Source organism: Croceitalea vernalis, assembly GCF_031846405.1.
Lineage (GTDB): Bacteria > Bacteroidota > Bacteroidia > Flavobacteriales > Flavobacteriaceae > Croceitalea > Croceitalea vernalis.
Genome location: NZ_JAVRHU010000004.1, coordinates 143115 through 165716, shown reverse-complemented (window position 1 = coordinate 165716; position 22602 = coordinate 143115). Strand labels below are relative to the sequence as shown.

General features: G+C 33.9%; 17 protein-coding genes. 2 read left to right on the top strand and 15 right to left on the bottom strand.

All coding sequences use genetic code 11. The annotated features are described in order from the left end of the window. Positions 1 to 30: 30 nt before the first annotated feature. The 12 genes from RM520_RS15325 to RM520_RS13540 form a co-directional block, all read right to left on the bottom strand. Complete coding sequence (locus tag RM520_RS15325) at positions 31 to 246, bottom strand: DUF3347 domain-containing protein (protein ID WP_432264900.1); 216 nt, start codon at positions 244 to 246, stop codon at positions 31 to 33. A 116-nt stretch (positions 247 to 362) separates the two neighbouring features. After that, complete coding sequence (locus RM520_RS13590) at positions 363 to 1679, bottom strand: efflux RND transporter periplasmic adaptor subunit (protein ID WP_311388354.1); 1317 nt, start codon at positions 1677 to 1679, stop codon at positions 363 to 365. 22 nt (positions 1680 to 1701) lie between these two features. Then, on the bottom strand, positions 1702 to 5373 hold the full coding sequence (locus RM520_RS13585) for an efflux RND transporter permease subunit (protein WP_311388353.1): 3672 nt from the start codon (positions 5371 to 5373) through the stop codon (positions 1702 to 1704). A 145-nt stretch (positions 5374 to 5518) separates the two neighbouring features. Then, on the bottom strand, positions 5519 to 6703 hold the full coding sequence (locus tag RM520_RS13580) for an OmpA family protein (protein WP_311386386.1): 1185 nt from the start codon (positions 6701 to 6703) through the stop codon (positions 5519 to 5521). Between the two features lie 120 nt (positions 6704 to 6823). Then, a complete protein-coding gene (locus RM520_RS13575; protein WP_311386385.1) occupies positions 6824 to 7264 on the bottom strand; it encodes a hypothetical protein in 441 nt (146 codons plus the stop codon). 3 nt (positions 7265 to 7267) lie between these two features. Further along, entirely contained in the window at positions 7268 to 8410 is a 1143-nt protein-coding gene (gene bshA / locus RM520_RS13570) for an N-acetyl-alpha-D-glucosaminyl L-malate synthase BshA (RefSeq protein ID WP_311386384.1), read from the bottom strand. A 29-nt stretch (positions 8411 to 8439) separates the two neighbouring features. Then, complete coding sequence (locus RM520_RS13565; protein WP_311386383.1) at positions 8440 to 11352, bottom strand: serine hydrolase domain-containing protein; 2913 nt, start codon at positions 11350 to 11352, stop codon at positions 8440 to 8442. Positions 11353 to 11453: 101 nt separating this feature from the next. Next, positions 11454 to 11936: an ABC transporter ATPase gene (locus RM520_RS13560; protein ID WP_311386382.1), complete on the bottom strand. Its 483-nt coding sequence runs from the start codon at positions 11934 to 11936 to the stop codon at positions 11454 to 11456. Positions 11937 to 11977: 41 nt separating this feature from the next. Then, positions 11978 to 12769 carry a (Fe-S)-binding protein gene (locus RM520_RS13555; protein ID WP_311386381.1) on the bottom strand — a complete coding sequence of 264 codons (792 nt, stop codon included), beginning with the start codon at positions 12767 to 12769 and terminating at the stop codon, positions 11978 to 11980. A gap of 9 nt (positions 12770 to 12778) precedes the next feature. Then, positions 12779 to 14104, bottom strand: coding sequence for a (Fe-S)-binding protein (locus RM520_RS13550; protein WP_311388352.1), 1326 nt, complete (start codon positions 14102 to 14104; stop codon positions 12779 to 12781). Positions 14105 to 14107: 3 nt separating this feature from the next. Beyond that, positions 14108 to 15073, bottom strand: coding sequence for an MlaD family protein (locus tag RM520_RS13545; RefSeq protein ID WP_311386379.1), 966 nt, complete (start codon positions 15071 to 15073; stop codon positions 14108 to 14110). A gap of 65 nt (positions 15074 to 15138) precedes the next feature. Next, on the bottom strand, positions 15139 to 16389 hold the full coding sequence (locus RM520_RS13540) for an N-acetylmuramoyl-L-alanine amidase family protein (protein ID WP_311388351.1): 1251 nt from the start codon (positions 16387 to 16389) through the stop codon (positions 15139 to 15141). Between the two features lie 131 nt (positions 16390 to 16520). On the opposite strand from RM520_RS13540, the gene RM520_RS13535 reads away from it, so the two are divergent. Both RM520_RS13535 and RM520_RS13530 read left to right on the top strand, forming a co-directional pair. After that, positions 16521 to 19223 carry a putative LPS assembly protein LptD gene (locus tag RM520_RS13535; protein WP_311388350.1) on the top strand — a complete coding sequence of 901 codons (2703 nt, stop codon included), beginning with the start codon at positions 16521 to 16523 and terminating at the stop codon, positions 19221 to 19223. 41 nt (positions 19224 to 19264) lie between these two features. Further along, positions 19265 to 19645 (top strand): RidA family protein, encoded by a 381-nt coding sequence (locus tag RM520_RS13530; protein ID WP_311386376.1) that lies wholly within the window; start codon positions 19265 to 19267, stop codon positions 19643 to 19645. Here the strand turns inward: RM520_RS13530 and RM520_RS13525 are convergent. The 3 genes from RM520_RS13525 to pfkA all read right to left on the bottom strand — a co-directional run bounded on the left by RM520_RS13525 (position 19638) and on the right by pfkA (position 22582). Next, the gene (locus RM520_RS13525; protein ID WP_311388349.1) at positions 19638 to 20489 is read right to left on the bottom strand and encodes an N-acetylglucosamine kinase; all 852 of its coding nucleotides are present in this window, start codon (positions 20487 to 20489) and stop codon (positions 19638 to 19640) included. The two genes, RM520_RS13530 and RM520_RS13525, sit on opposite strands and share 8 nt — an antisense overlap. 75 nt (positions 20490 to 20564) lie before the next feature. Beyond that, on the bottom strand, positions 20565 to 21566 hold the full coding sequence (gene gap / locus RM520_RS13520; RefSeq protein WP_311386374.1) for a type I glyceraldehyde-3-phosphate dehydrogenase: 1002 nt from the start codon (positions 21564 to 21566) through the stop codon (positions 20565 to 20567). Positions 21567 to 21595: 29 nt separating this feature from the next. Further along, positions 21596 to 22582, bottom strand: a complete 987-nt coding sequence (pfkA, locus tag RM520_RS13515; RefSeq protein WP_311388348.1) for a 6-phosphofructokinase — start codon at positions 22580 to 22582, stop codon at positions 21596 to 21598. Positions 22583 to 22602: the final 20 nt, after the last annotated feature.

Below are 22602 nucleotides of genomic sequence, written 5' to 3'. Positions count from 1 at the left end.
TAAGGATTATACATTATCATTTATAACCAGCTAACTAGCCCCTTTAAAATCATCAACACAATGACAATATTGAACATATAAAGGATGGCCAAAATTTTTGAAAGAAAACATAAGATTAATCATTGAATCCGAAAGAAACTTAAATTCTTCTCTTTGATGCTCGATTTCATTTAGTGACTTTATACTGGCCAGTTTTTTCGTTATTTGAGCTAAGTGAGTCTCTATCGAATCAAATGAAGTAGTCAATTTGAATTTTTTTCAAATCCCTTAAAATTGAAATTGAAGATAACCTTACTTTACGGCACCTCCACTAACAAATAACTGTTTTAGCCCAAAATAATTTTTAATGATGAAATCAATATCTACCTATTATAATGAGCGCTTAAATCTTTTTTTTCTGGAACATCTTTTAATTCCATCTTCATATTCTCGTGATGATGAATTTCTGAGTCAATAGTTTTGTTCGACATCATAGATTTTTTTCCTTTCAACTGCGCAGCAGCATCAATAGTAAAGGCTCCTTCATTGACAATTACGTCCCCTTCTCGAATTCCACTTTGAATTTCATAAAAATCTCCCAATCGTCGACCTAATTCAACTTCAACCATTTCAAAAATTGATTTATCAGAAAATGGTTTTTTATAAACAACGGATCTTTTTCCAGTCCACAAAACGGCTGATTTAGGCAAAATCGGCAGTTCTTTGTTTAAGTTCACTTGATTCACAAGGGCTTTAGCAAACATTCCAGGCTTTAAAATACCCTTTTGATTTTTTATGAATACTCTTACCAAAACAGTTCGCTTTTCTTTGTTTACCAAAGGTTCTATATACGTTATTTTAGCATTAATTTTTTCGTTAGGGAAACTAGTCAATTGAATATCTATTTCTTGTCCTATTTTCAAAAAACTAAGTTGACTTTCATAGGCATCAAATTCACCCCAAAGAGTTCGTAAATCAGAAGTTTTAAATAGTGGATCTCCTTGAGAATAATAACCACCTTCAGAAGCTAATATTTCAGTTATTGTGCCTGTTACATCAGCAAATAAAGGAAAATTAACAATTGGTTTTCCTGCCTCAAGAATTTCCTCAATTTGTTTATCATTCAGTTTCCATAATCCAAGTGTATTTCGGGCTGAGTTAAATAATTTTTTATGTGTATCTCTATACGATATTGAAGTCAACAATTTATCTTGTGCAGCATAAAGTTCAGGAGAATATATAAGACCAATTTCTTGCCCTTTTCTTATTTTTTCCCCAATAGAGTTTTGATATAACTTGTCTATTCTACCATCAAAAAGGGTAGTTTGTACGGCATCATTCTCTTTATTGGTTGTAATTACCCCTGATAGTTTTAAAATACTATTATTAGGGGGCTCAATGCCTACTCTAATTGTTTGAATATTGGCCAAAGTAATAGCATCATCGCTCATTCTAAATTGGTAAGACGATAATTTTTCTTTAACATCTGAAGTAAATACTAAATCCATATTACATAAAGGACAAACGCCGTTCTCTTCACCATCAATTTGTGGATGCATAGAACAGGACCATTTTCCAATAGGATTTACTGATTCATTAATTTCGAGGTCACTAACCTCGGAAGTTGTCCCAAAAATGAAGTAACCCAAGAGTAACCCGATGATCGCAAACACAAAATATGTAATTAATTTTTTTAACATATAAGAGTTAAAATTTAGTTCGCTAAACCTTATTTAAAATTACTTCTTTTCTCCAACAATAAAGCAATGGGACGATAAATAGCGTTATTAATGCCATTAACATACCACCCAGGCAAGGTATTGCCATAGGAATCATGATACTAGACCCTTTGCCTGATGAAGTTAGAATTGGGATTAAAGCTAAAATTGTCGTCGCTGTTGTCATTAAGCAAGGGCGTATTCTCTTTTTTCCAGCTTCGATAACACTTGCTCTAATCGCTATGGTTGTCTTAGGTTTATTTGAATTAAATGACTGGTTTAAATAGGTAGCCATTACTACTCCATCGTCAGTTGAGATTCCAAAAAGTGCAATAAATCCAACCCATACAGCTACACTCAAATTTACCGTTTGAATATTAAACAAATCTCTAAGATTTATTCCAAAAATGGAAAAGTCAAAAAACCAAGACTGACCATATAACCACAACAAAAAGAATCCGCCAGCAAAAGCAACTGTAATTCCTGAGAAAACCATTAACGATACAGAAATTGACCTAAATTGTAGATATAAGACTAAAAAAATAATTAATAACACTACCGGTATTACTAGGCTTAAGGTATTTTGAGCTCTTATATGACTTTCATAAGTCCCACTAAATTGGTAATTTACTCCAGTAGGAATCTTTAAATTATCATTTTTAATCTCATTAGTTAAGTACGCTTCAACTCGTTTTACAGCTGTTACTTCAGAGATTTTATCTTCTTTATCAAAAATTAAATATCCAACTAAAAATCCATCCTCACTCTTAATACTTTGAGGGCCCTTTTGGTACTTTACATTTACTATTTCGTTTAAGGGTAATTGACCTCCATCGACAAGATTTAGATAAACTGATTCAATATCTTCAGGACTTCCTCTTAGCTCTCTTGGGTATCGAACTCGTATATTATAACGCTCTCTTCCTTCAATGGTTTCTGATATCAGTTTTCCTCCTATTGCTACTGCTAAAGTTTGTTGTATAGTAGCGATACTTAATCCATATCTTGATGCTTTTTCTCTATCAATTTCTAATAAAAGATAAGGTTTTCCGGTTATTCTGTCCGCAAAAACTGATTCAGGTAAAATACCAGGTATAGTCTTCACCTTTTCCTCTAAACTTCGACAAAAGTTTTCGATATCAGCCAAGTTTTTACCTTTTATTTTGATGCCTAAATTACTACGCATACCGGTTTGTAACATTACCAATCTCGTTTCAATAGGCTGTAATTTAGGTGCTGAAGTTATTCCAGGTAATTTTGTAGCTTTTATAATTTCATCCCAAATGTCGTTTGGATTTTTAATATGATTCCTCCAATTTCGATAGTATTTTCCGTTCTTGTCAGGAATTAAATCATTAAAATTTACTGAAGAACCTGAGCTAATGGAATTACCTGATTTCGTTTTAAAATTACCTTTCTCATCAACAGAAAAACGGACTAATTCCCCTTCTTCATTTTCAATATATTCAGTTTTGTACGAAATCATATTCTCATACATTGATAACGGAGCAGGATCTAATGCAGATTCAACACGACCTGCCTTACCAATAACATAATCCACTTCGGGTATGGCATTTACAGCTATATCTAAACTTTTTAGAACCCTATTATTCTCTTCAATACCTGAATGCGGTAATGATGTTGGCATTAGAAGAAACTGGCCCTCGTCCATCTTTGGCATAAACTCTTTCTCTGCACTAGAAAAAGTCAAAAAACCAAGAATTACTACAACAATAGGTATTGAAACACTGACTTTTTTGTTCGATAAAACCCAACTTAAAATGTTTTCATAGTATCTCACAAAATAATAAAAAGGTAAAATCACTAGTGCAACGACTACAATAACAAAGATGATATTATTTAATAGGTGAATTTTAAAACCTAGAGGACGCCAATATTTTCCTAATAGCAATGCAATAAAAAAGATGATTACTACTAAGTTTGAAGTCTTTAAAATTTTCGAATCTATTTTATCAAAGTAATATGCGATACCTATCAAACCTAAAACAAGTAAAACAAAACCAAAAAGGGAATTATAATATATACTTAAGATTCCAATAAGCGTTACAATAAATGGAAGTAAGGATTTTCTATCGGCCTTTTGATTTGGTTTAAGAAAAAATGTTGCAATTGGGGGAATTAGAAAAAGAGCTATAATCATTGAGGAAAACAATGCTATACTCTTTGTAAAAGCCAAAGGCATAAACAGTTTGCCCTCAGGTCCTGTTAGACTGAATACAGGAATAAAACTTATTATTGTGGTTAAACCCGCAGTTAAAATAGCACCTGAAACTTCTTTAGTCGCATTAAGAATATTATGACTAAACTTTTGATTAGGGTTTTCATCTCTATGTCTAATCATATTTTCTGTAAGAATAATACTCATATCAACTATAGTACCTATGGCAATAGCTATACCTGATAAGGCAACAATGTTAGCGTCAATCGCAAAAAGTCTCATCGTAATAAAAACTGATAAAACTACGAGAGGAATTAATATGGAAACCAAAAAAGACACCCTTATACTTCGAAGAACAATCAGAACTACTAATATGGCTATTAAGATTTCATAATACAATGCGCTACCTAACGTTTTCAAACTTTCATCAATAAAGATGGAACGATCATAAAAAGGAACGATTGTCAATTGAGATATCGTTCCGTTAGCCAGTTGTTTTTTGGGTAATCCATGACTAATATCTTTAATTTGATTTTTTAAATTTATTGAAACCTCCATTGGGTTTTCACCAAATCTTGCCGTGACAACACCACCAACAACTTCTGCTCCTCCCTTATCTAAAATACCCCGTCGTTCGGCAGGACCCATTGAGACATTTGCAATATCTCTGATATTTATACTCGTAAAATCCTTTGAAATGACACTAGTATTTTCAATATCACTTAAAGACTTAATATAGCCTAAACCTCGGACAAAATATTCAGCTTTATTAATTTCAATTGTTTGTGCTCCAATATCTTGATTACTATCTTTTACAGCTTGAACCACTTGGTTTAATGAAATTCCGTATTGTTTCATTAATTCAGGATTCACATCAATCTGGTACTCTTTGACATATCCTCCTACAGAAGCAACTTCTGAAACACCCTCAGTGGAAGCCAATGCATTTTTTACATAAAAGTCTTGAATACTTCTTAACTCTTGAAGATTCCAGCCACCAGTTACTTCGCCATTTTCATTTCTACCTTCAAGTGTGTACCAAAAAATTTGACCCAAAGCAGTTGCATCCGGACCTAATCTGGGCTGGACATTACTAGGTAAAAGATTTTTTGGTAATGCACTTAATTTTTCTAGTATCCTTGACCGAGACCAGTAAAAATCAATGTCATCTTGAAATATTATATATATACTGGAAAACCCAAACATTGAACTACCTCTAACTGACTTTACACCAGGGACTCCTAATAAGTGAGATGAAAGTGGGTATGTGATTTGGTCCTCAATATCTTGTGGTGATTGTCCAGTCCATTCCGTAAAAACAACCTGTTGGTTCTCCCCGATATTCGGTATTGCGTCAACAGATACTGGATTTTTTGGTATGAAATCTAGGCCAAACCCAAAAGGTGATGTCACGACACCAAAGATGATGACCAAAAGAATGGTCACAAATACGACAAACTTATTGTCTACAAAAAACGAAATACTTCTATTCAGCATTTAATGAAGTTAATCACCTTATAATTAACTTAAAAAGACTTATTTAATTGCAATTTTTTGATAAAACCCAATCTTAAAAAGTTTTATAAAAATTAAAACCATAGGCATATGCCTATGGTTCTACACAAATATTAATAATCGTCATTTAGATTTTGATTATTGAAAATTCAGAACGTCTGTTTCGACTGTGCTTTTCTTCCGAACAATAAACATCGTCGTCACATTCATTAGTTAATTCAACCTCGCCTTTAGCCTCACTCTGAATTCTGCTTGAAGCTATTCCTTTTTCGCTTAAATAATTTAAAGTTCGTTCCAATCTGCGAGCGGAAAGCCACAAATTATATTTGTCTGCTCCTCTAGAATCGGTGTGAGATGTTATTTTAATGACTAAAGTTGGATTATTGTTTAAGATATCAACCAATTTATCTAAAAGAGTTTTGTCATTATCGCTTAAATAAGATGAGTTTAAATCAAAATAAACATTGCCTAATTCTTTTATTTCATTTTCAACCAAATTACGTTTAGAATTCTCTTTTTCTAATTTTTCTTTTTCTAAAGCGGCCAATTTAGCAGCTTCTTCCTCCCTTTTTAAACGATCCGCAAGTTCTTTGGCTCTTCTTTCTGCTTCATCAGCAGCTGCAATAGAATCCTGAACTCTTTGATTTTCTTTTTCAAGTTCTTCAAGCAGTGCTAACTTTTCTAAACCTCTGGTAGACAAACCTTTTTCTATACCAAAACGATAAACCGCTCCTGCTGCATGTTGTATATGATTAGTAGAGTTTTCAGAATTCATAGTCCATTTCCCGGTAGAACTAAAATCTAAACCCCAATTTTCTGAAATCCATGTTCTAAATCCGACACTTGCATTATAAGTACCTCTACCTTGATTATTAGCGTCAGTATACCCTAAACCAACTCCCACATATGGGTCAAAAAAACCGGTCTCACCTATAATTTTATTCAAATCGTAGTTTACCCTTAAGTCTAAGGCATAGTAATCAATATCTTCCATGTTCAAAAGACCATCAACCATTTTACCTTCTTTATAGACATTGTATGATCCAACAGCCTCTAGTCCGAGACCATTTTTAAAATATCTTCCAATACTGATTCTAGAAGGATATGGTACTGCATTCCAATTATCGCTAAAATTAAATACGTTCTCAAACTCAGAACCAGCATCATCAACAGCATTAAAACCTAAGCCAAAGACCCATGAATTAACAACGATACTATCTTTTTTTGTTAGCTGAATATCCTGGCCTTGCGACCAAATGAATTGCGCGCATGTAGATAAAAAAACAAATAGAATTAGTCTAAAAGACTTCATGATATAGTAATTTGGGGATTACGGGCGCAAATGTAAGGCAAAATCAATAAAAGACTAACAATAAAACTTTCAAAGGTTAAAAAACATCGACCATAAACGCATCAATACCTATAATGGCAATCATTTAAAGATAATTTTCTTATTGGTTTTAGCTAATTTATAAATAGCAAAAGGGTAAAAAAGGAAATCCTGAGAGTCCTTATTTTCAAAAAAAACTATCTCAATTTCAATACTATTATCAGTTTCACTTTTTCGCAAAAGTTCAATTCTATCCACATCTTTTTGTTCTCCTACACAAGAAATTATAATTGAATATTCTTTAAAATCTACAATGGGTACAGAAATTCCAGGCTTACGGGTCCTATTAAGTTTTGAAAAAAAATTATTTAAAGATTTTTGGTCATCTATCTTTAGATTGAAGGGTTCTTCTGTTGGAAAGTAACTATCCTCTATAATCACAATCATGTCCTGAGCATCGTTATTATTTGATTCGGGCAAGGCTTTTTGTTTACTCTTACAAGATAAAATAAGAATACCTAAAATTACAACATAGCGGAACATAGATTAATATGAATTTTTGAATCGAGACTTATAGGCCCTTTCATAAACATCTTCATATAAGGGTAGTATATTTAAAATATCAAACTCTGAAGCCGTTTTCTGAGCCTTATCTTTAAATTTTTCTAAGATTTTATCGTCACTTAATAAGTAAACTGCATTTTGTGCCATATCATCTACTGCTCCAACATCACTTAAAAAACCTGTTTCACCATGTTTGTTCACTTCTGGAATTCCTCCGGTATTGCTAGAAATTATAGCGACCTTATTAATCATTGCTTCTAGTGCAGCAAGGCCAAAACTCTCAGTTTCAGAAGGCAGCAAGAACAAATCTGAAAAGCACAGAATTCTATCTATTTCATTACTATTACCTAAGAAAAGTACATTATCTGATATGCCTAGTTCTTCACATAATTTCTCTGCGTTTTCCTTTTCTGGTCCCTCACCAACCATAATTAACTTAGAAGGCACTTCTTTTAAAACCTTATTGAATACATTAATTACATCTGGTATTCTCTTTACTTTTCTAAAATTACTAATGTGTGTGATTATCTTCTCATCTTCATTGGCCATTAACGTGCGTTGACAATCAGTATAACCAGCACTATACTTTTTTCGGTCTATAAAGTTTGGAATAACGTTAATCTCTTGTTCAACATCAAAAATGTTTAACGTTTTTTGTTTTAGATCTTCAGAAACGGAGGTGACCACATCAGATTTGTTAATACTAAAAGTGACGGCGGACTTATAAAAAGGATGGTTACCAACTAAAGTGATATCCGTACCATGCAACGTGGTAATCATTGGTATGTAGATTCCATCTTCTTTCAACATTTTTTTAGCCATATAACCTGCATATGCATGAGGAATAGCATAATGCACATGCAATAATTCGATACCATAAAGTTTAATCGTATCTACAAGCTTACTTGATAAAGCTAACTCATAAGGTTGATACCTGAAAAGTGGATAATCAGGAACATGCACCTCATGAAAGTGAATATTGTTGTTTAATAATTCTAATCGAACTGGTTGACGGTAAGTAACAAAATGCACTTCATGTCCTCTTTCTGCCAATGCAATTCCTAATTCTGTCGCTACGACACCACTACCTCCAAAGGTGGGGTAACATACAATCGCTATTTTCATAGGTGTAAAATTAGGGTATTAATTATTGACTAATTGATAAGAGAATCATAAATAGCTTGTTGAATACGAGTTCGAAGGCCTGATTTGACTAATAGATTATTTCTCATACTAGGATATGTTCTATTCGAAAGAAATACATAAACAATTTCTTCATCGGGATCAGCCCAAGTATAGGTACCTGTAAAACCGCTATGCCCAAAACTCTTTCTTGAAACACAGCCACATGTAGGACCTTTATCTTCTAACTGAGGTTTATCAAAACCTACTCCCCTTCTTACATCTTTATGACAGAAATAACAGGTATTGAACTTCTTGACCGTTCGTTCATCAAGAAAACGCTCTCCACCATAATAACCACCTTGTAAATACATCTGCATAATTTTAGCTACATCATTCGCATTACTAAAAAGGCCTGCATGACCACCTACTCCACCTTGCATTGCAGCCCCCATATCATGAACATAACCCTGAACAGTTTGATAGCGGAAATAGTCATCTTCTTCAGATGGTACAATTTTATCTTTTTCAAAATTTTCTATAGGATTGTACCCAGTTCTGCTAGCCCCAATTGACTTAAATAAAAAATTATTGACTAAAACATCTAATGAATTATCATAGGTGTCTTCGATATATTTTTTAAATACATAGTAAGCTACATCACTGTAACGATATCGATTTGATTTAAGCTCTTGTCTACCTATTCGATTATAAATAGAATCTTTATAAACATTGGCCAAGTATAATCCATCACTAACTTTTATTGAATAATCTTCCGTTGGAACATTCTTATAAAACTCAATTGATGGTTTTCTATTTTTATCCAAAGTACTTACATAAAATGCTATCCATGACGGTAATCTTCCATAATGAGATAATGCTTTTAAAACTGTGACATCTTTCAATTCAGATTCTTCGTATTCAGGTATAAGATCTTGAAAAGTATCATTAAGTTTTATTTTTGATTCTTCTTCCATTTTCATTATCATTGGTAAGGTTCCCAAAATTTTAGTTAACGAAGCTAAATCATACATATAATCATCGGTAATACTATCCTTAGCATCATAAGTGGGTTTACCAAAGCTTTTATTATAAATAACTTTACCTTTTCTAGCAATCACTACTTGCGCTCCGGGATACATCATAGAATCAATTCCCATTAACATAAGGCTATCAACAGCAGCTAATCTTTCAGAATCAATACCTACTCTTTCAGGAAAACTGTACCCTAAACGAGCAATTTCTTTAATATCAACGCCTGAATTAACTGGGAAAATCCAATTGGCAGATACTGGTAATCTACCCTTGGTAGAAATTGCACCGAAAATGGCTTCAGCAGTTTTTTCTTGGGCCATTTTACTGTTTTGATAACCAACTACCACACCATCAATGGTATCAAAATTAACAACATCAAGTAATGCATATGGTTTAGTAAATACTGTTAAAATAGTATTACTAGTGCGTAGCCTAGAAATTTCTTGAAGCCAAAAAAGTTCGTTTTTTGAAAATTTATGACTCTTCCAAGGGCTTTCATTATTTTTATGTAATCCTATGATAACAAGGTTATATTCTTTTAATTTTTCTTTATAACCGGAAATATCCTTTGCCTTAATTTCTGTTACCTCCCCATACTTTTTTAAAGAATTAAGAAAACTATCACCCGATTCTTCTCCAAAACGGACATATGCTATTTTCTTATTATCTAGTTTTCTAATTGGTAATAAGCCAAACTTATTTTTGACAACAGTGATAGCATTTTCTATGGCCTTCTCATAAACCAGGTCATTCTCTTTGTGATTCAAATCTTGATAAAGATTATTTAAATCGATTGGGGTAAAATTATTTAGTCCCGATTTATATTTGGCCATCAAAATTTTCTTAACCGATTCTTTTAACCGTTCCTCTTTTATTTTGCCCTTCTGATAAGCCTTTAAAATCTTTGCTTTTGCATTTAAAACATCTACAGGCATTAATAACATGTCATTACCCGCATTAAAAGCTGATAACTCCACTTCACCCTCTGGAGCAAATTCTGAAACCGCTTTCATATTCAAAGCATCTGTAAATACAAGACCTTTGAAACCAAGTTCAGTTTTTAGTAAATCTGTAATTATTGATTTTGATAAGGAGGATGGTGAACCTTTTTTCTTCTCTAAACTGGGAATATCTAGGTGGGCCACCATAACACTGCTAAGACCTTCTTTGATAAGTTCTTTGTATGGATAGAGCTCAATACTATCCAATCGTGTTTTACTGAATTCTAAATAAGGCAAAGAATGATGTGAATCGGTTGCCGTATCACCATGTCCTGGGAAGTGTTTTCCAGAAGATAATACCCCCATACTTTCCATTCCTTTCATAAACGCAATACCACTTCTGGCAACATTCAACTTATCTTCACCAAAAGAACGGTTACCAATAATAGGATTATTCGGATTAATATTGATGTCAATATCAGGAGCGAAATTGATATGAACACCTAAACGTTTTGCATGTTTTCCAACCTGACGACCAACTTCATAAATGGCTGAATCGTTTTGAATAGCACCTAAGGTCATATTCCACGGAAAGGCATAAGTTGAATCTAAGCGCATTGCAAGCCCCCACTCGGCATCCATACCAATTAACAAAGGTGTTTTTGAAGCCTTTTGATAAGCATTGGTTAATTTGGCTTGTCGCATTGGACCTCCCTTTGAAAAAATAACCCCTCCAATATGATGTTCACGAATTAATTTTTCAACCTTATCTGTAGCATTCTTATTTTGATTTGAAGCAACACTAACCATAAACAATTGCCCAATGCGTTCTTCTAGGGTCATAGATTCGTATTTTGAATTAACCCAGCTCTCTTGAGCTAATGTATCTGAAACAACCAAAGGATTTACCTGTGAGGAACAAATGTAAAAGACTAATAAAAAAAAGGTCAAGTAAAAGTTTCTCTGCATACTAAATTGTCTAGGGAATCAACTAATAGCATCTAAAAATATTGTATTTCATCGAGGAAACTGCAGAAAATAGGGGAAATCAAAGGTATTTAGGATGAAATTCACATAAATCGACCATGCCAACTGTCAGAAGCAGCTACCTCCCAGTTTTCTATATATTCTTGTTTTGTAGCGACCAAATTATTAAATACTACAGTGTTTTTGGATACTGCACGTTGCTTTGCCATTTTCTTAAAATCAACTAGTGTCTTATATGCTATAAATTCTCCTTGTTTATAAGAAACGTTCATTTTATCTAATAAATCTACTTTGTATTTCTGTTCCAAATTCTGTATAAAATGAACCGAAGCATCAATAGAACAACCTGAAGCACTGGATTGTGTTTGGTCTAAACCTAAAATAATAAATCGTTTGTACTTAATTTCAAAACCAGCCTTCAAATCACTGCCATGGGCCGTCCATTGCTCCAAGAATTTAGAAAAAGAATCATTTATCTCTTTAAGCTCAAGTTCAGAAAGACTACGATTACACTGATAAATCCAGATTCTTGCACTCCCGGGAAGTTCTTTAAAATTCACTAGCATAATTCTTTTTTTCAAATACTTTTAAACCAGCTCTACCAAAATTATAAATCTTCAACATTGGCAATTAATTCTGCAACATCGAGCACGGCAATAGAAGCCTCTTTCTCTTTGTTTTTTACTCCATCAGTCATCATAGTATTGCAAAATGGGCAGGCAGCAGCAATAATTTCTGGTTGCGTAACTAAAGCCTGTTCTGTTCTTTCAATATTTACATCTTTATCACCTTGTTCGGGTTCTTTGAACATTTGTGCCCCACCAGCACCACAACAAAGACCACGTTTGCGACAGTTTTTCATTTCAACTAATTCTGCGTCTAATTTGGCAATTAGTTCTCTAGGAGCCTCAAATACACTATTTGCTCTTCCTAAGTAACATGGATCATGATACGTAATTCTTTTTCCTTTGTATGTTCCACCCTCCAAAGTGATTTTACCATCGTCTACCAATTGTTTTAAAAAAGTGGTGTGATGAACAACTTCATAGTTACCTCCAAGACTGGGGTATTCATTCTTAATAGTATTAAAACAATGTGGGCAAGCCGTGACTACTTTCTTTACTTCATAGCCGTTCATAACCTCAATATTGGTCATTGCTTGCATCTGAAAAAGAAATTCATTCCCAGCTCGTTTTGCCGGATCTCCAGTACAGCTTTCTTCTGTACCTAATACCGCAAAACTAACGCCAGCTTTATTCAAGATTTTGACAAATGCCTTAGTTATCTTTTTAGCTCTATCATCAAAACTACCAGCACAACCAACCCAAAAAAGTACTTCAGGTTGTTTACCTTCTGCAAAAAGCGAAGCCATCGTTGGTACATTCATATTATTTTCCATTACAAAAATTTAAGATTCTTGAACCCAATTCAATCTATCCATTTGATTAAAAGGCCAAGGGGCACCATTGTTTTCTAAATTACCCATCATATTATTTAAATCAGATGGAGCTGCCGATTGTTCCATAACTAAATACCTGCGCATCTCCACAATAATTGATAAGGGGTCTATACTTACAGGGCATGCTTCTACACATGCATTACAGGTCGTACAAGCCCACAATTCTTCTTTGGAGATATAGTCGTCTAAAAGTTGTTTCCCATCTGGAACGAAAACTCCTTTGTTAGCGTCCATGTTTTTACCTACCTCTTCTAACCTATCACGAGTATCCATCATGATTTTTCTAGGAGAAAGCTTTTTGCCTGTTTGGTTGGCAGGACATTCTGAAGTACATCTTCCGCACTCAGTACAGGTATATGAATTTAATAATTGAACCCAGTTTAAATCTTGAACATCAGAAGCTCCAAATTTTTCAGGAACCTCGGCATCATCTTCTGGAGCGGCAAATGGATCAGCCGATGGGTCTAACATTAATTTAACTTCATTGGTTACAGCTTCCAAATTATCAAACTCACCTTGTGGTTTTAATTTACCATAGTAAGTATTAGGAAATGCTAGCAATATGTGCAAATGCTTAGAATAATATAGATAATTAAGAAAGAATAAAATTCCTAAGATGTGAAGCCACCAAGCACTTCTCTCTATAATAACCAAAGTAGAAATTGACATGCCATCGAAAAGTGGTGCAACAAATTGACTTACGGGAAAAGAACCGGCCTGCCGATAATGTTCGGCTCCTAGCTGTTGTAACTGAAAATCAGTTGCGTTCATAGTTAGAAATAAAAACATTAAAACTACTTCAATGTAGAGAATAAGGTTGCCATCTTTTTTTGGCCAACCTTCCATTTCCGGTTTTATAAAACGCTTGAGCCTTATAATGTTTCTTCGAAGCCAAAAAACTACAACAGCAATAATTACTAGTAATGCAAGAATTTCAAAAGAACCAATTAAAAAGTCATATAAAGCACCTAATGGTGCAAAAATTCTATGGGTACCTAAAAGACCATCAATAATAATCTCTAAAACCTCAATATTGATGATAACAAAACCAACATAAACAATAATATGTAAAAAGCCGGCAATGGGTCTAACAACCATTTTTGTTTGACCAAGGGCAATTCTGGCCATATTCTTCCATCGCTGTGATTTGTTATCACTTACATCAATATCACGACCAAGTTTAATATTTCTCGAAAGTTTTTTTACGTTTTTGGCAAAGAAACCAAAGCCAATTGCCAAAGCAATTGCAAATATTATATTCGGAATATACTCCATTTATTAATTTTCTTTAGTTGCTGCTGGATCGTTCTCTGGTACTTCATAATCCTTTTGTTTTTTCCCAAAAACAGAAACATTGACATACCTTTTAGGATTCAATCTAAAATCTTGTAATAACAAATCTAATTCTCTTGAAGCATTTGAAAGATTATTATAAAATTCATCATCATTAGCTAACTTTCCAAGAGATCCTTCTCCCCTTTCTATTTTACTCAATAATTCATTCAAATTATCAACCGTCCCCTGTAATCCTTTTATAGTTCCTGCTAAATCACTTTTAGCCAGTTCTTCAGATAATTCAGCAAAATTCTCAGTTATGGTGTTCACATTTTTTATAGAACTGTCCAATTCCTTTTTATTTGAAGCAAGTACATCATTTAAAGTATTTGCACTTACTTGAAAGGATGTCACAAGTTTATTTAAACCTGCGATACTTTGACGAAGTTCTAATTTAGTCCGAGCATCCAAAACATCATTCACATTCATCAATAAGGAATCTGCATTAGTTACTGCTCCTTCAACTTTCATCTGCAATGGCGTGAGTTTTTCTTGAACCAAATCAGTAATACCTGGCTTAACTGCTGAATTTAAGGTGTCTCCTGATATCGCCAATGGACTATCATCAAAAACAGGAATTATTTGAATTCCTTTACCACCAATGATTCCGGTGTCATAAATTTCAGCCAAACTGTTCTTTGTAAAGCCGTACCCTTTATTTACTTTGAAAGTAACGATTGATTGAAACTTGTTGTCCTTAAATTTTATACTAGTAACATTTCCAACTACCAGACCATTAATCGAAACCTGAGTCCCACTTTGCAAGCCACCCACGTTATCATAGACGGCATAGAAGGTAGACGAATCATCAAAAAACGAAGAAGATTTTAAATAACTAAAACCGAAGATGACGGCTAGAATTCCTAAAACGACTAAAATTCCGGTCTTAACTTCTCTAGATAGTTTCAAAAGTTATGCTTTACTGTTCTAAACAAAATTAGGAATAATTTTAAGACAGCCTTACAATGTCAAAATCATTTTAAGGCTTCTTGTAGTGGTATTCGTTTACCTTGCTTATAAGCGACAATATACGAAGTAGTATATCCTTTAGAATCAGCCTTAGATTTTAAAGCTTTTGCTTCATGATAAGAATTTGTATTTCCATACATGTATCGATATAAATTGCTAAATGCTTCTTTAGAAATATTATCAAGGCCATTAAAATTTTTCGCTTCTAATTTTAGAACCTTAGCGCTCGCCATTAATTGTACTTTAAATGTTATACCATCTGCGCCTTGGATTTTGGTAGTTGAAGAAGTTATCTTAGACTCTTCCTTAACTTCTTTAATCATAGGTTTGGTTACCGATTTTTCTGATATCTTCTCAACTGAAATATCAGCATCAACCACATCTTCCTTTTTCTCAACCGGTGTTAATATTTCCAGACCATCTTCTTTAGTTTTTGAAGCGGTCGTATTTTCTGAAATTGTTAAAGGTTCTATATTGGCACCAACACCATCCTTATAAGAAAGTATTGCATTGGCAATAGCAGTTCCCATCTCTTTTTTCCCTTTAGTAGAATTCAGATAAGAGCCTTCATTTTTATTAGTTAAAAAACCAGCTTCAATAAGCACGCTTGGCATAAAAGTTTGATGCAATACAATAAAGCCTGCTTGTTTAACTTTTCTATCTTTTCTTTTAAGCTTAGAAGTAAAACTGGTTTGTAAAAGTTTTGCAAGCTCAATACTTTGGTCCAAAAACTCCTCTTGCATAACAGTTAAACCAATAACAGATTCTGGCGAATTAATATCATATTCAGAGTACTTCTGCTCATAATTATCTTCGAGATAAATAACCGAGTTTTCCTTTTTAGCAACTTCAAAATTCTGTTTGTTTGCGTGTAATCCTAGCACAAAAGTGCCAGCACCATAGGCATCTGAATTGTGCGAATCACAATGAACTGAAACAAATAAATCAGCGTTAGCTTGATTAGCTATTTCACCTCTTTTGAATAAGTCAACAAAAGTGTCGTCATCGCGCGTGTAGACCACTTTAATATCAGGATTCTTCTCTAGAACCTTACCAACTTCTAAAACAATGTCGAGTGCAATGTTTTTTTCTAGAAATCCATTTCCGAGGTTTCCTGGATCATGACCGCCATGGCCAGCATCTAAAACAACGACGAACTTATTTTTGGCGTTTTCTTCAGTACTATTTTTGATAAATGAATAATTAAGAAAAATGAATCCCAAGAGAATAGTGAAAATGATTCGCGTTTTAGCCATAAGAACTGCTTAATTTTAGTACCCTGTCAAGGTTAAATTTATTGTAATGCCAGATTAACAGAATAAAAAATATATGTAAGTTTGAACTCCAAAGACCGAGCCAAACTACTACAAAAATAGGATTTATCACGTTGCAAGCAAACAAACATCTCTATCTTTTCCTATTCCTATTGGTTTTCACGACGATAACTGTTGTAGCTCAAGAAGACCCTATTGTACCGTTACCTATTAAAGCTATTAAGGATACTATAACAGCGCCTTTATTGCCCATGAGTATGGCAAAAGATTCAATATCAGTCGATTCCGCAACAATAGATTCTACATCTGGGAAAAAACAACTCTTGTTAGGAAAGATTAAATACAAGGCCAAAGATTACGTCAAACTAAGCCAAAAAGACAAGAAAATATACCTTTATAATGAAGCTGAAATCTATTACCAAGATACCGAGCTAAAAGCAGGTATTATCATTATGGATTACATTAAAAACGAAGTCTATGCCGGAAGAATTAAGGACTCAACTGGGACTTATTCACAATTACCAAATTTTAAACAAGGTGATCAAGTTGTAATTCCAGATTCAATTCGTTTTAATTTTGATACACAGAAAGCACTTATTTGGAATTCAAGAACCGAACAAAGTGCTGGTTTAGGAGCTTTAGGTGGTCAAGACGCTATGAAAGTATTAGCTGAGGTTACCAAAAAAGAAAATGATTCTGTTTATTTTTTGAAAAATGGTAGACTAACTACCTCTAAGGATACCGTTGATCCTGATTACTACATCAAAATTAGAAAAGCCAAATTTGTTCCAGGCAAAAAGATAATAGCAGGTTTTAGTAATTTTTATCTCGTAGATGTACCTACACCTATCGCACTTCCATTTGCTTATTTCCCTTTAACGACTGGCCGCACAGCGGGGCTCATATTTCCTACATTTGGTAATGATCCAAATAGGGGGTACTTTTTGCAAAACGGGGGTTACTATTTACCAATTAACGACAATGTTGATATCACTTTGCTCGGTGACTTTTTCACTAATGGAAGTTATGGATTCAGAACACAATCTACGTACATTAAAAGATATAAATATAGAGGGAATGTAAACTTTAGATTTGAAAATCAGATTACGAGTCAAAAAGGATTTGATGACTTTAGTCGGTCTACTTTATATAACCTTCAAATCTCTCATTCACAAGATGCTAAGGCTAATCCAAATTCTCGTTTTTCAGCATCGGTAAACCTTGGGAGTAGTCAATATTTTACGAACTCTTTCAATCAAATTAATGTTCAAAATAACCAGAATAATAACTTGTCCTCTTCAATTTCATATTCAAAAACTTTTCCCAATTATCCTTCAGTGAATATGAGTTTGACTGCAACTCATAATCAGAATACTAGGACTCAACAAGTCAATCTAACATTACCTACTTTGAGCGCTAGTATGGAGCGTATTTTTCCATTTGCCAAAAGAGATGGGATTAAAAAAGGACTAATTCAAAATGTGAACTTTCAATATAATTTAAGGGCAGAAAATAGAATAGCTACAACTGACACTTTATTTTTTACAAAAAGAATGTTTGAGGACGCGAAAATAGGTGCTAGACATACCTTACCAATTAGTACTAACTTCAAAGTTGCAAAATATTTTAGTGTCACCGTTGGGGGTAATTATGAAGATGTATGGGCTTTTGAAACTTTTGAGCGAGGCGTTGATCCAGATAATCCTGACAGTAATACGGAAGTTGTTTTAGATACTATAGCAGGTTTTGATAGGTATAATAGATATGGACTTAGTGCAAGTATTGGAACAACCCTCTATGGAACTTTTAATTTTGGAGAGGATAAAAAAATACAAGCAATCCGCCACGTTATCAGACCACAGGTCGGATGGGGATACACACCCTCTTCTGAGCAATTCTATGACACCTATGAGGACAATGATGGGGAATTAGTTCAATATAGCAGATTTGAAGGTACCTTAAACGGAGCACCAAGTTTAACACAATCCAACTCAATGACTTTTTCGCTTCAAAATACATTAGAAGCCAAAGTAAGAGATAAAGACTCGACAGCTACAGAAGCCAAAAAAGTATCCATATTGAAGAATTTGAATTTTTCAACCGCTTATAATTTTCAAGCGGATTCTTTAAAACTTAGCCCAATAGCAATGAATGGTGCTACCAGCTTATTTGATAATAAAATGAGTATCAATTTCGCAGGTACATTGGATCCTTATACCATTGATAATAATGGCACCAGAATAAATACACTAAACGTTAAAAATGGTGGTAGTTTATTGCGTTTTACAACTGGTAGAATTGATGTTTCTTATTCTTTAACCAGCGCAATATTTGGTAAAGACAAAGAGGACGTTGACGAAGCAAAAGCAGTTAGCGATGAATATAGAGCTACAAGTGGAGGAAGTACAGACGATTTATTTGGTTTTGGATTGGATAATAGGGCAAGTAATGATAGAAAAGCAGAGGAAGATATAGAAAACCCACTTTATGGAAATAAACTGCCATGGGATTTAAGTATGCGGTTTGGAATGAGTTATAACAATACAAATCGTCAAGATGAAATTAATAGAGCTAACCTAATGTTTTCAGGTAATGTGTCATTATCACCACGATGGGATGTGCGGGTAAGTTCAGGATATGATTTTATAAACAATGGTTTTGCCCAGACCCAATTAGGATTCAGAAGGAACCTAAAAAGTTTTGATTTAAGATTTGATTGGGTACCTTTTGGATCTAATGAAAACTGGTTTTTCTTTATTGGAATAAGTAGCTCATTATTACAAGATTTAAAATGGGAAAACAGAAGTCAACGTTAAAATCTCAATTTTTTCATTAACCAATTTGTAACGTAAAAAAAATGAAAACAATAATTACAACTAGTAAAGCTCCTGCGCCAATAGGGCCTTACAACCAAGCTATTTTAATTAAAGACACCTTATATATTTCCGGTCAGACTCCTATTGACCCTGCTTCGGGTAAGTTGGTCCAAGGTGATGTGAAAATAGAAGCAGAACAATGCATGCAAAATCTAAAAGCTATTTTAGAAGAAGCGGGAATGAATTTTGAGAATGTTGTAAAGACTTCAATCTTTTTAAAAGATATGCATCAATTCTCTCAAGTAAATGAGGTTTATGGCAGTCATTTTAATGCCGATACAGCACCTGCTAGAGAAACTGTTGAAGTTGCTAATTTACCAATGTTCGTAAATGTAGAAATCTCAATGATTGCTGTTAAATAGTACTTTTATGAAATTCTACTAGACCTTCAATTGGTCTTTGGCGAATTACACCCAGTATCAAATCATTTCTTTCAATTACGGTTGTTAATTCTTCTCTTAAGAAATGAGCTATACTACCAACAAAATTGATAGGTACTTTTGTCGCCAGTTCAAATTGCATGATATAATTATTCACAAATTGCTGAAAACCTTTGTCAATAACCCCTCGACAGTAAGGGTGTTCCTTATTCTCGATAATGAAACGAGCAAAAGTGGCTAAATAGGTATTTGGATTAGGTTGTTTGTATAGGTTATGCTTAATAACATCCGCCTCTAATTCATATTCCTTAGCAAACTTTATACCTAAATCTTGTGGCATTTTATGAAAATAATAATCACGAAGTAATTTTCTACCAAAGAAATTACCACTACCATCATCCATTAAAATATAGCCTAAAGAAGTGACTTTTTGAAATAGTTGATGCCCATCGTAATAACTACAATTAGATCCAGTCCCAAGAATACAAACGATACCCTGATGTCCAATTTTAGTAGTTGAATAAATCGCCGCAAACGTATCTTCACGAACCTCAGTTTTCGCATTAGGAAAAAAGTCTTTGAAAATTTCTTTCAAAAATTTTTTCATTCTATCGGTACCGCACCCGGCGCCATAAAAATAGAGTTGCGAAACTTCTTCTTTATTTTTTGAAAGCTCAAAGTTATTGGCCAAACGGTCTTCAATAACCTCTCTAGTCAATACCTCAGGACTTAAACCTAAGGTTTGTGTGACAAATAGCTTCTCGCCATTTTTATCCAATGCTATCCAATCAGATTTTGTTGCTCCGCTATCAACGATTAAAACCATAACTACTTAAAATAAATATTCCTGAAAATAAGGAAATTACCCAAATTTTCAGGAATATATGAATTATATTATTTTCTAAAGACTTGAAACGTGTGATGCTAAATCTAACATCTTATTAGAGAAACCTGCTTCATTATCATACCAAGAAATTAGTTTGAAAAACTTTGAATTTAACTCGATACCTGCACCAGCATCAAAAATACTTGTATGAGAATCAGAAACAAAATCTTGAGAAACAACGGCATCTTCAGTATACCCTAAAACACCTTTCATTTTTCCTTCTGAAGCTTCTTTAAATACTTTTTTAATCTCTTCGTAAGAAGTCTCCTTTTCTAAACGCACCGTCAAGTCTACAACAGATACATCTGCAGTTGGTACTCTAAAAGCCATACCAGTTAACTTACCAACTAAAGAAGGAATTACCTTTGTTACTGCTTTTGCAGCTCCTGTAGAAGCTGGTATAATATTTAACATTGCACTTCTACCTCCTCTATAATCCTTTCTCGAAGGTCCATCGACAGTTAATTGAGTAGCAGTGGTTGCATGAACTGTTGTCATTAGTCCTTCTTCAATTCCAAAATTATCGTCTAAGACCTTAGCTAACGGAGCCAAACAATTTGTTGTACAAGAAGCGTTAGATACAATGGTGTCACTCGCTTTAGCGTCCATATGGTTAACTCCCATTACGAACATTGGAGCATCTTTTGATGGAGCAGAAATAATAACTTTCTTAGCGCCACCATCAATATGGTATTGAGCAGTTTCAAGAGTGGTAAAGATACCTGTACATTCAGCTACCAAATCGGCTCCTACTTCATCCCATTTTAGATTCTTAGGGTCTCTTTCAGCGGTAATACGAACAGTTTTACCGTTTACTACAAGATGTCCATCTTTTACCTCAACAGTTCCGTCAAATTTTCCATGTACAGAATCATATTTTAATAAATAAGCTAAATGTTCAACATCTAACAAATCATTTATGGCTACTACCTCTACATTATCTCTTTTTACTGAAGCTCTGAAGACCAGTCGTCCGATTCTTCCAAATCCGTTAATACCAATTTTTACCTGTGACATCGTATTCTTTTTAAGGTTTAATTTTTATTTTAAGTTGTCATAATATCAGAAACCCTGATTAACTCTTCATCAACAGGGGTATGTGCTTTAATAGCCTCACTTATAGGCGTCAATATTAGTTTATTATCTCTAATACCAACCATATAGTTAGTTTTATCTTCCATTAAGGCTTCAACTGCCTTTACGCCCATTCTACTTGCCAATACGCGGTCAAAACAAGTTGGATTACCTCCCCTTTGCATATGACCTAATACGGAAACTCGAACATCATAAATAGGTAAATGTTCTTCTACGTAATCTTTTAATTGAAATACATTCTTACCCGTCTTATCACCTTCAGCGACAATCACGATACTAGAAGACTTTCCTGATTTCTTACTTCTTTTTAAAGAGTCAAGAAGACGTTCTAAACCTAAATTTTGTTCAGGAATAAGAATTTCTTCTGCACCGGCACCTACACCAGCATTAAGTGCTATATGACCAACATCACGCCCCATAACCTCTACAAAGAATAATCTGTTATGCGAGCTTGCGGTATCACGTATCTTATCAATAACCTCGACAACGGTATTAATTGCTGTATCAAAACCTATCGTGTAAGAAGTACCTAATATATCATTATCAATCGTACCGGGGATTCCCATTACAGGAAAATTAAACTCTTCATTAAGTTTTAGAGCACCGGCAAAACTGCCATTACCACCAATAACAACAAAGGCATCAATACCTTCTTTTAATAACTGGTCATGGGCCTTTTTTCGTCCTTCAGGCGTTCTAAACTCTTCACATCTAGCAGATTTCAAAATAGTACCACCCTTGTTGATGATATTATTAACACTACGAGCATTCATAGGTTTAAAATCACCATCAATCATCCCTTGGTAGCCGCGATAAATAGCGACACACTCCATTTTCATGAAGGCACAGGTACGTACAACAGATCTAATAGCTGCATTCATCCCTGGAGAATCACCACCAGAGGTTAATACTGCAATTTTGTTGATTTTATTGGCCATTTTTATTTTTGAGAGATCAA

Excerpts from the sequence above, each read along its gene's own strand:
- RM520_RS13585 (WP_311388353.1), bottom strand. The coding sequence starts at position 5,373 with ATGCTGAATAGAAGTATTTCGTTTTTTGTAGACAATAAGTTTGTCGTA.
- RM520_RS13540 (WP_311388351.1), bottom strand. The coding sequence starts at position 16,389 with ATGGCTAAAACGCGAATCATTTTCACTATTCTCTTGGGATTCATTTTT.
- RM520_RS13580 (WP_311386386.1), bottom strand. The coding sequence starts at position 6,703 with ATGAAGTCTTTTAGACTAATTCTATTTGTTTTTTTATCTACATGCGCG.
- pfkA (WP_311388348.1), bottom strand. The coding sequence starts at position 22,582 with ATGGCCAATAAAATCAACAAAATTGCAGTATTAACCTCTGGTGGTGAT.
- bshA (WP_311386384.1), bottom strand. The coding sequence starts at position 8,410 with ATGAAAATAGCGATTGTATGTTACCCCACCTTTGGAGGTAGTGGTGTC.
- RM520_RS13590 (WP_311388354.1), bottom strand. The coding sequence starts at position 1,679 with ATGTTAAAAAAATTAATTACATATTTTGTGTTTGCGATCATCGGGTTA.
- RM520_RS13555 (WP_311386381.1), bottom strand. The coding sequence starts at position 12,769 with ATGGAAAATAATATGAATGTACCAACGATGGCTTCGCTTTTTGCAGAA.
- gap (WP_311386374.1), bottom strand. The coding sequence starts at position 21,566 with ATGTCACAGGTAAAAATTGGTATTAACGGATTTGGAAGAATCGGACGA.
- RM520_RS13560 (WP_311386382.1), bottom strand. The coding sequence starts at position 11,936 with ATGCTAGTGAATTTTAAAGAACTTCCCGGGAGTGCAAGAATCTGGATT.
- RM520_RS13525 (WP_311388349.1), bottom strand. The coding sequence starts at position 20,489 with ATGGTTTTAATCGTTGATAGCGGAGCAACAAAATCTGATTGGATAGCA.
- RM520_RS13550 (WP_311388352.1), bottom strand. The coding sequence starts at position 14,104 with ATGGAGTATATTCCGAATATAATATTTGCAATTGCTTTGGCAATTGGC.
- RM520_RS13565 (WP_311386383.1), bottom strand. The coding sequence starts at position 11,352 with ATGCAGAGAAACTTTTACTTGACCTTTTTTTTATTAGTCTTTTACATT.
- RM520_RS13575 (WP_311386385.1), bottom strand. The coding sequence starts at position 7,264 with ATGTTCCGCTATGTTGTAATTTTAGGTATTCTTATTTTATCTTGTAAG.
- RM520_RS13530 (WP_311386376.1), top strand. The coding sequence starts at position 19,265 with ATGAAAACAATAATTACAACTAGTAAAGCTCCTGCGCCAATAGGGCCT.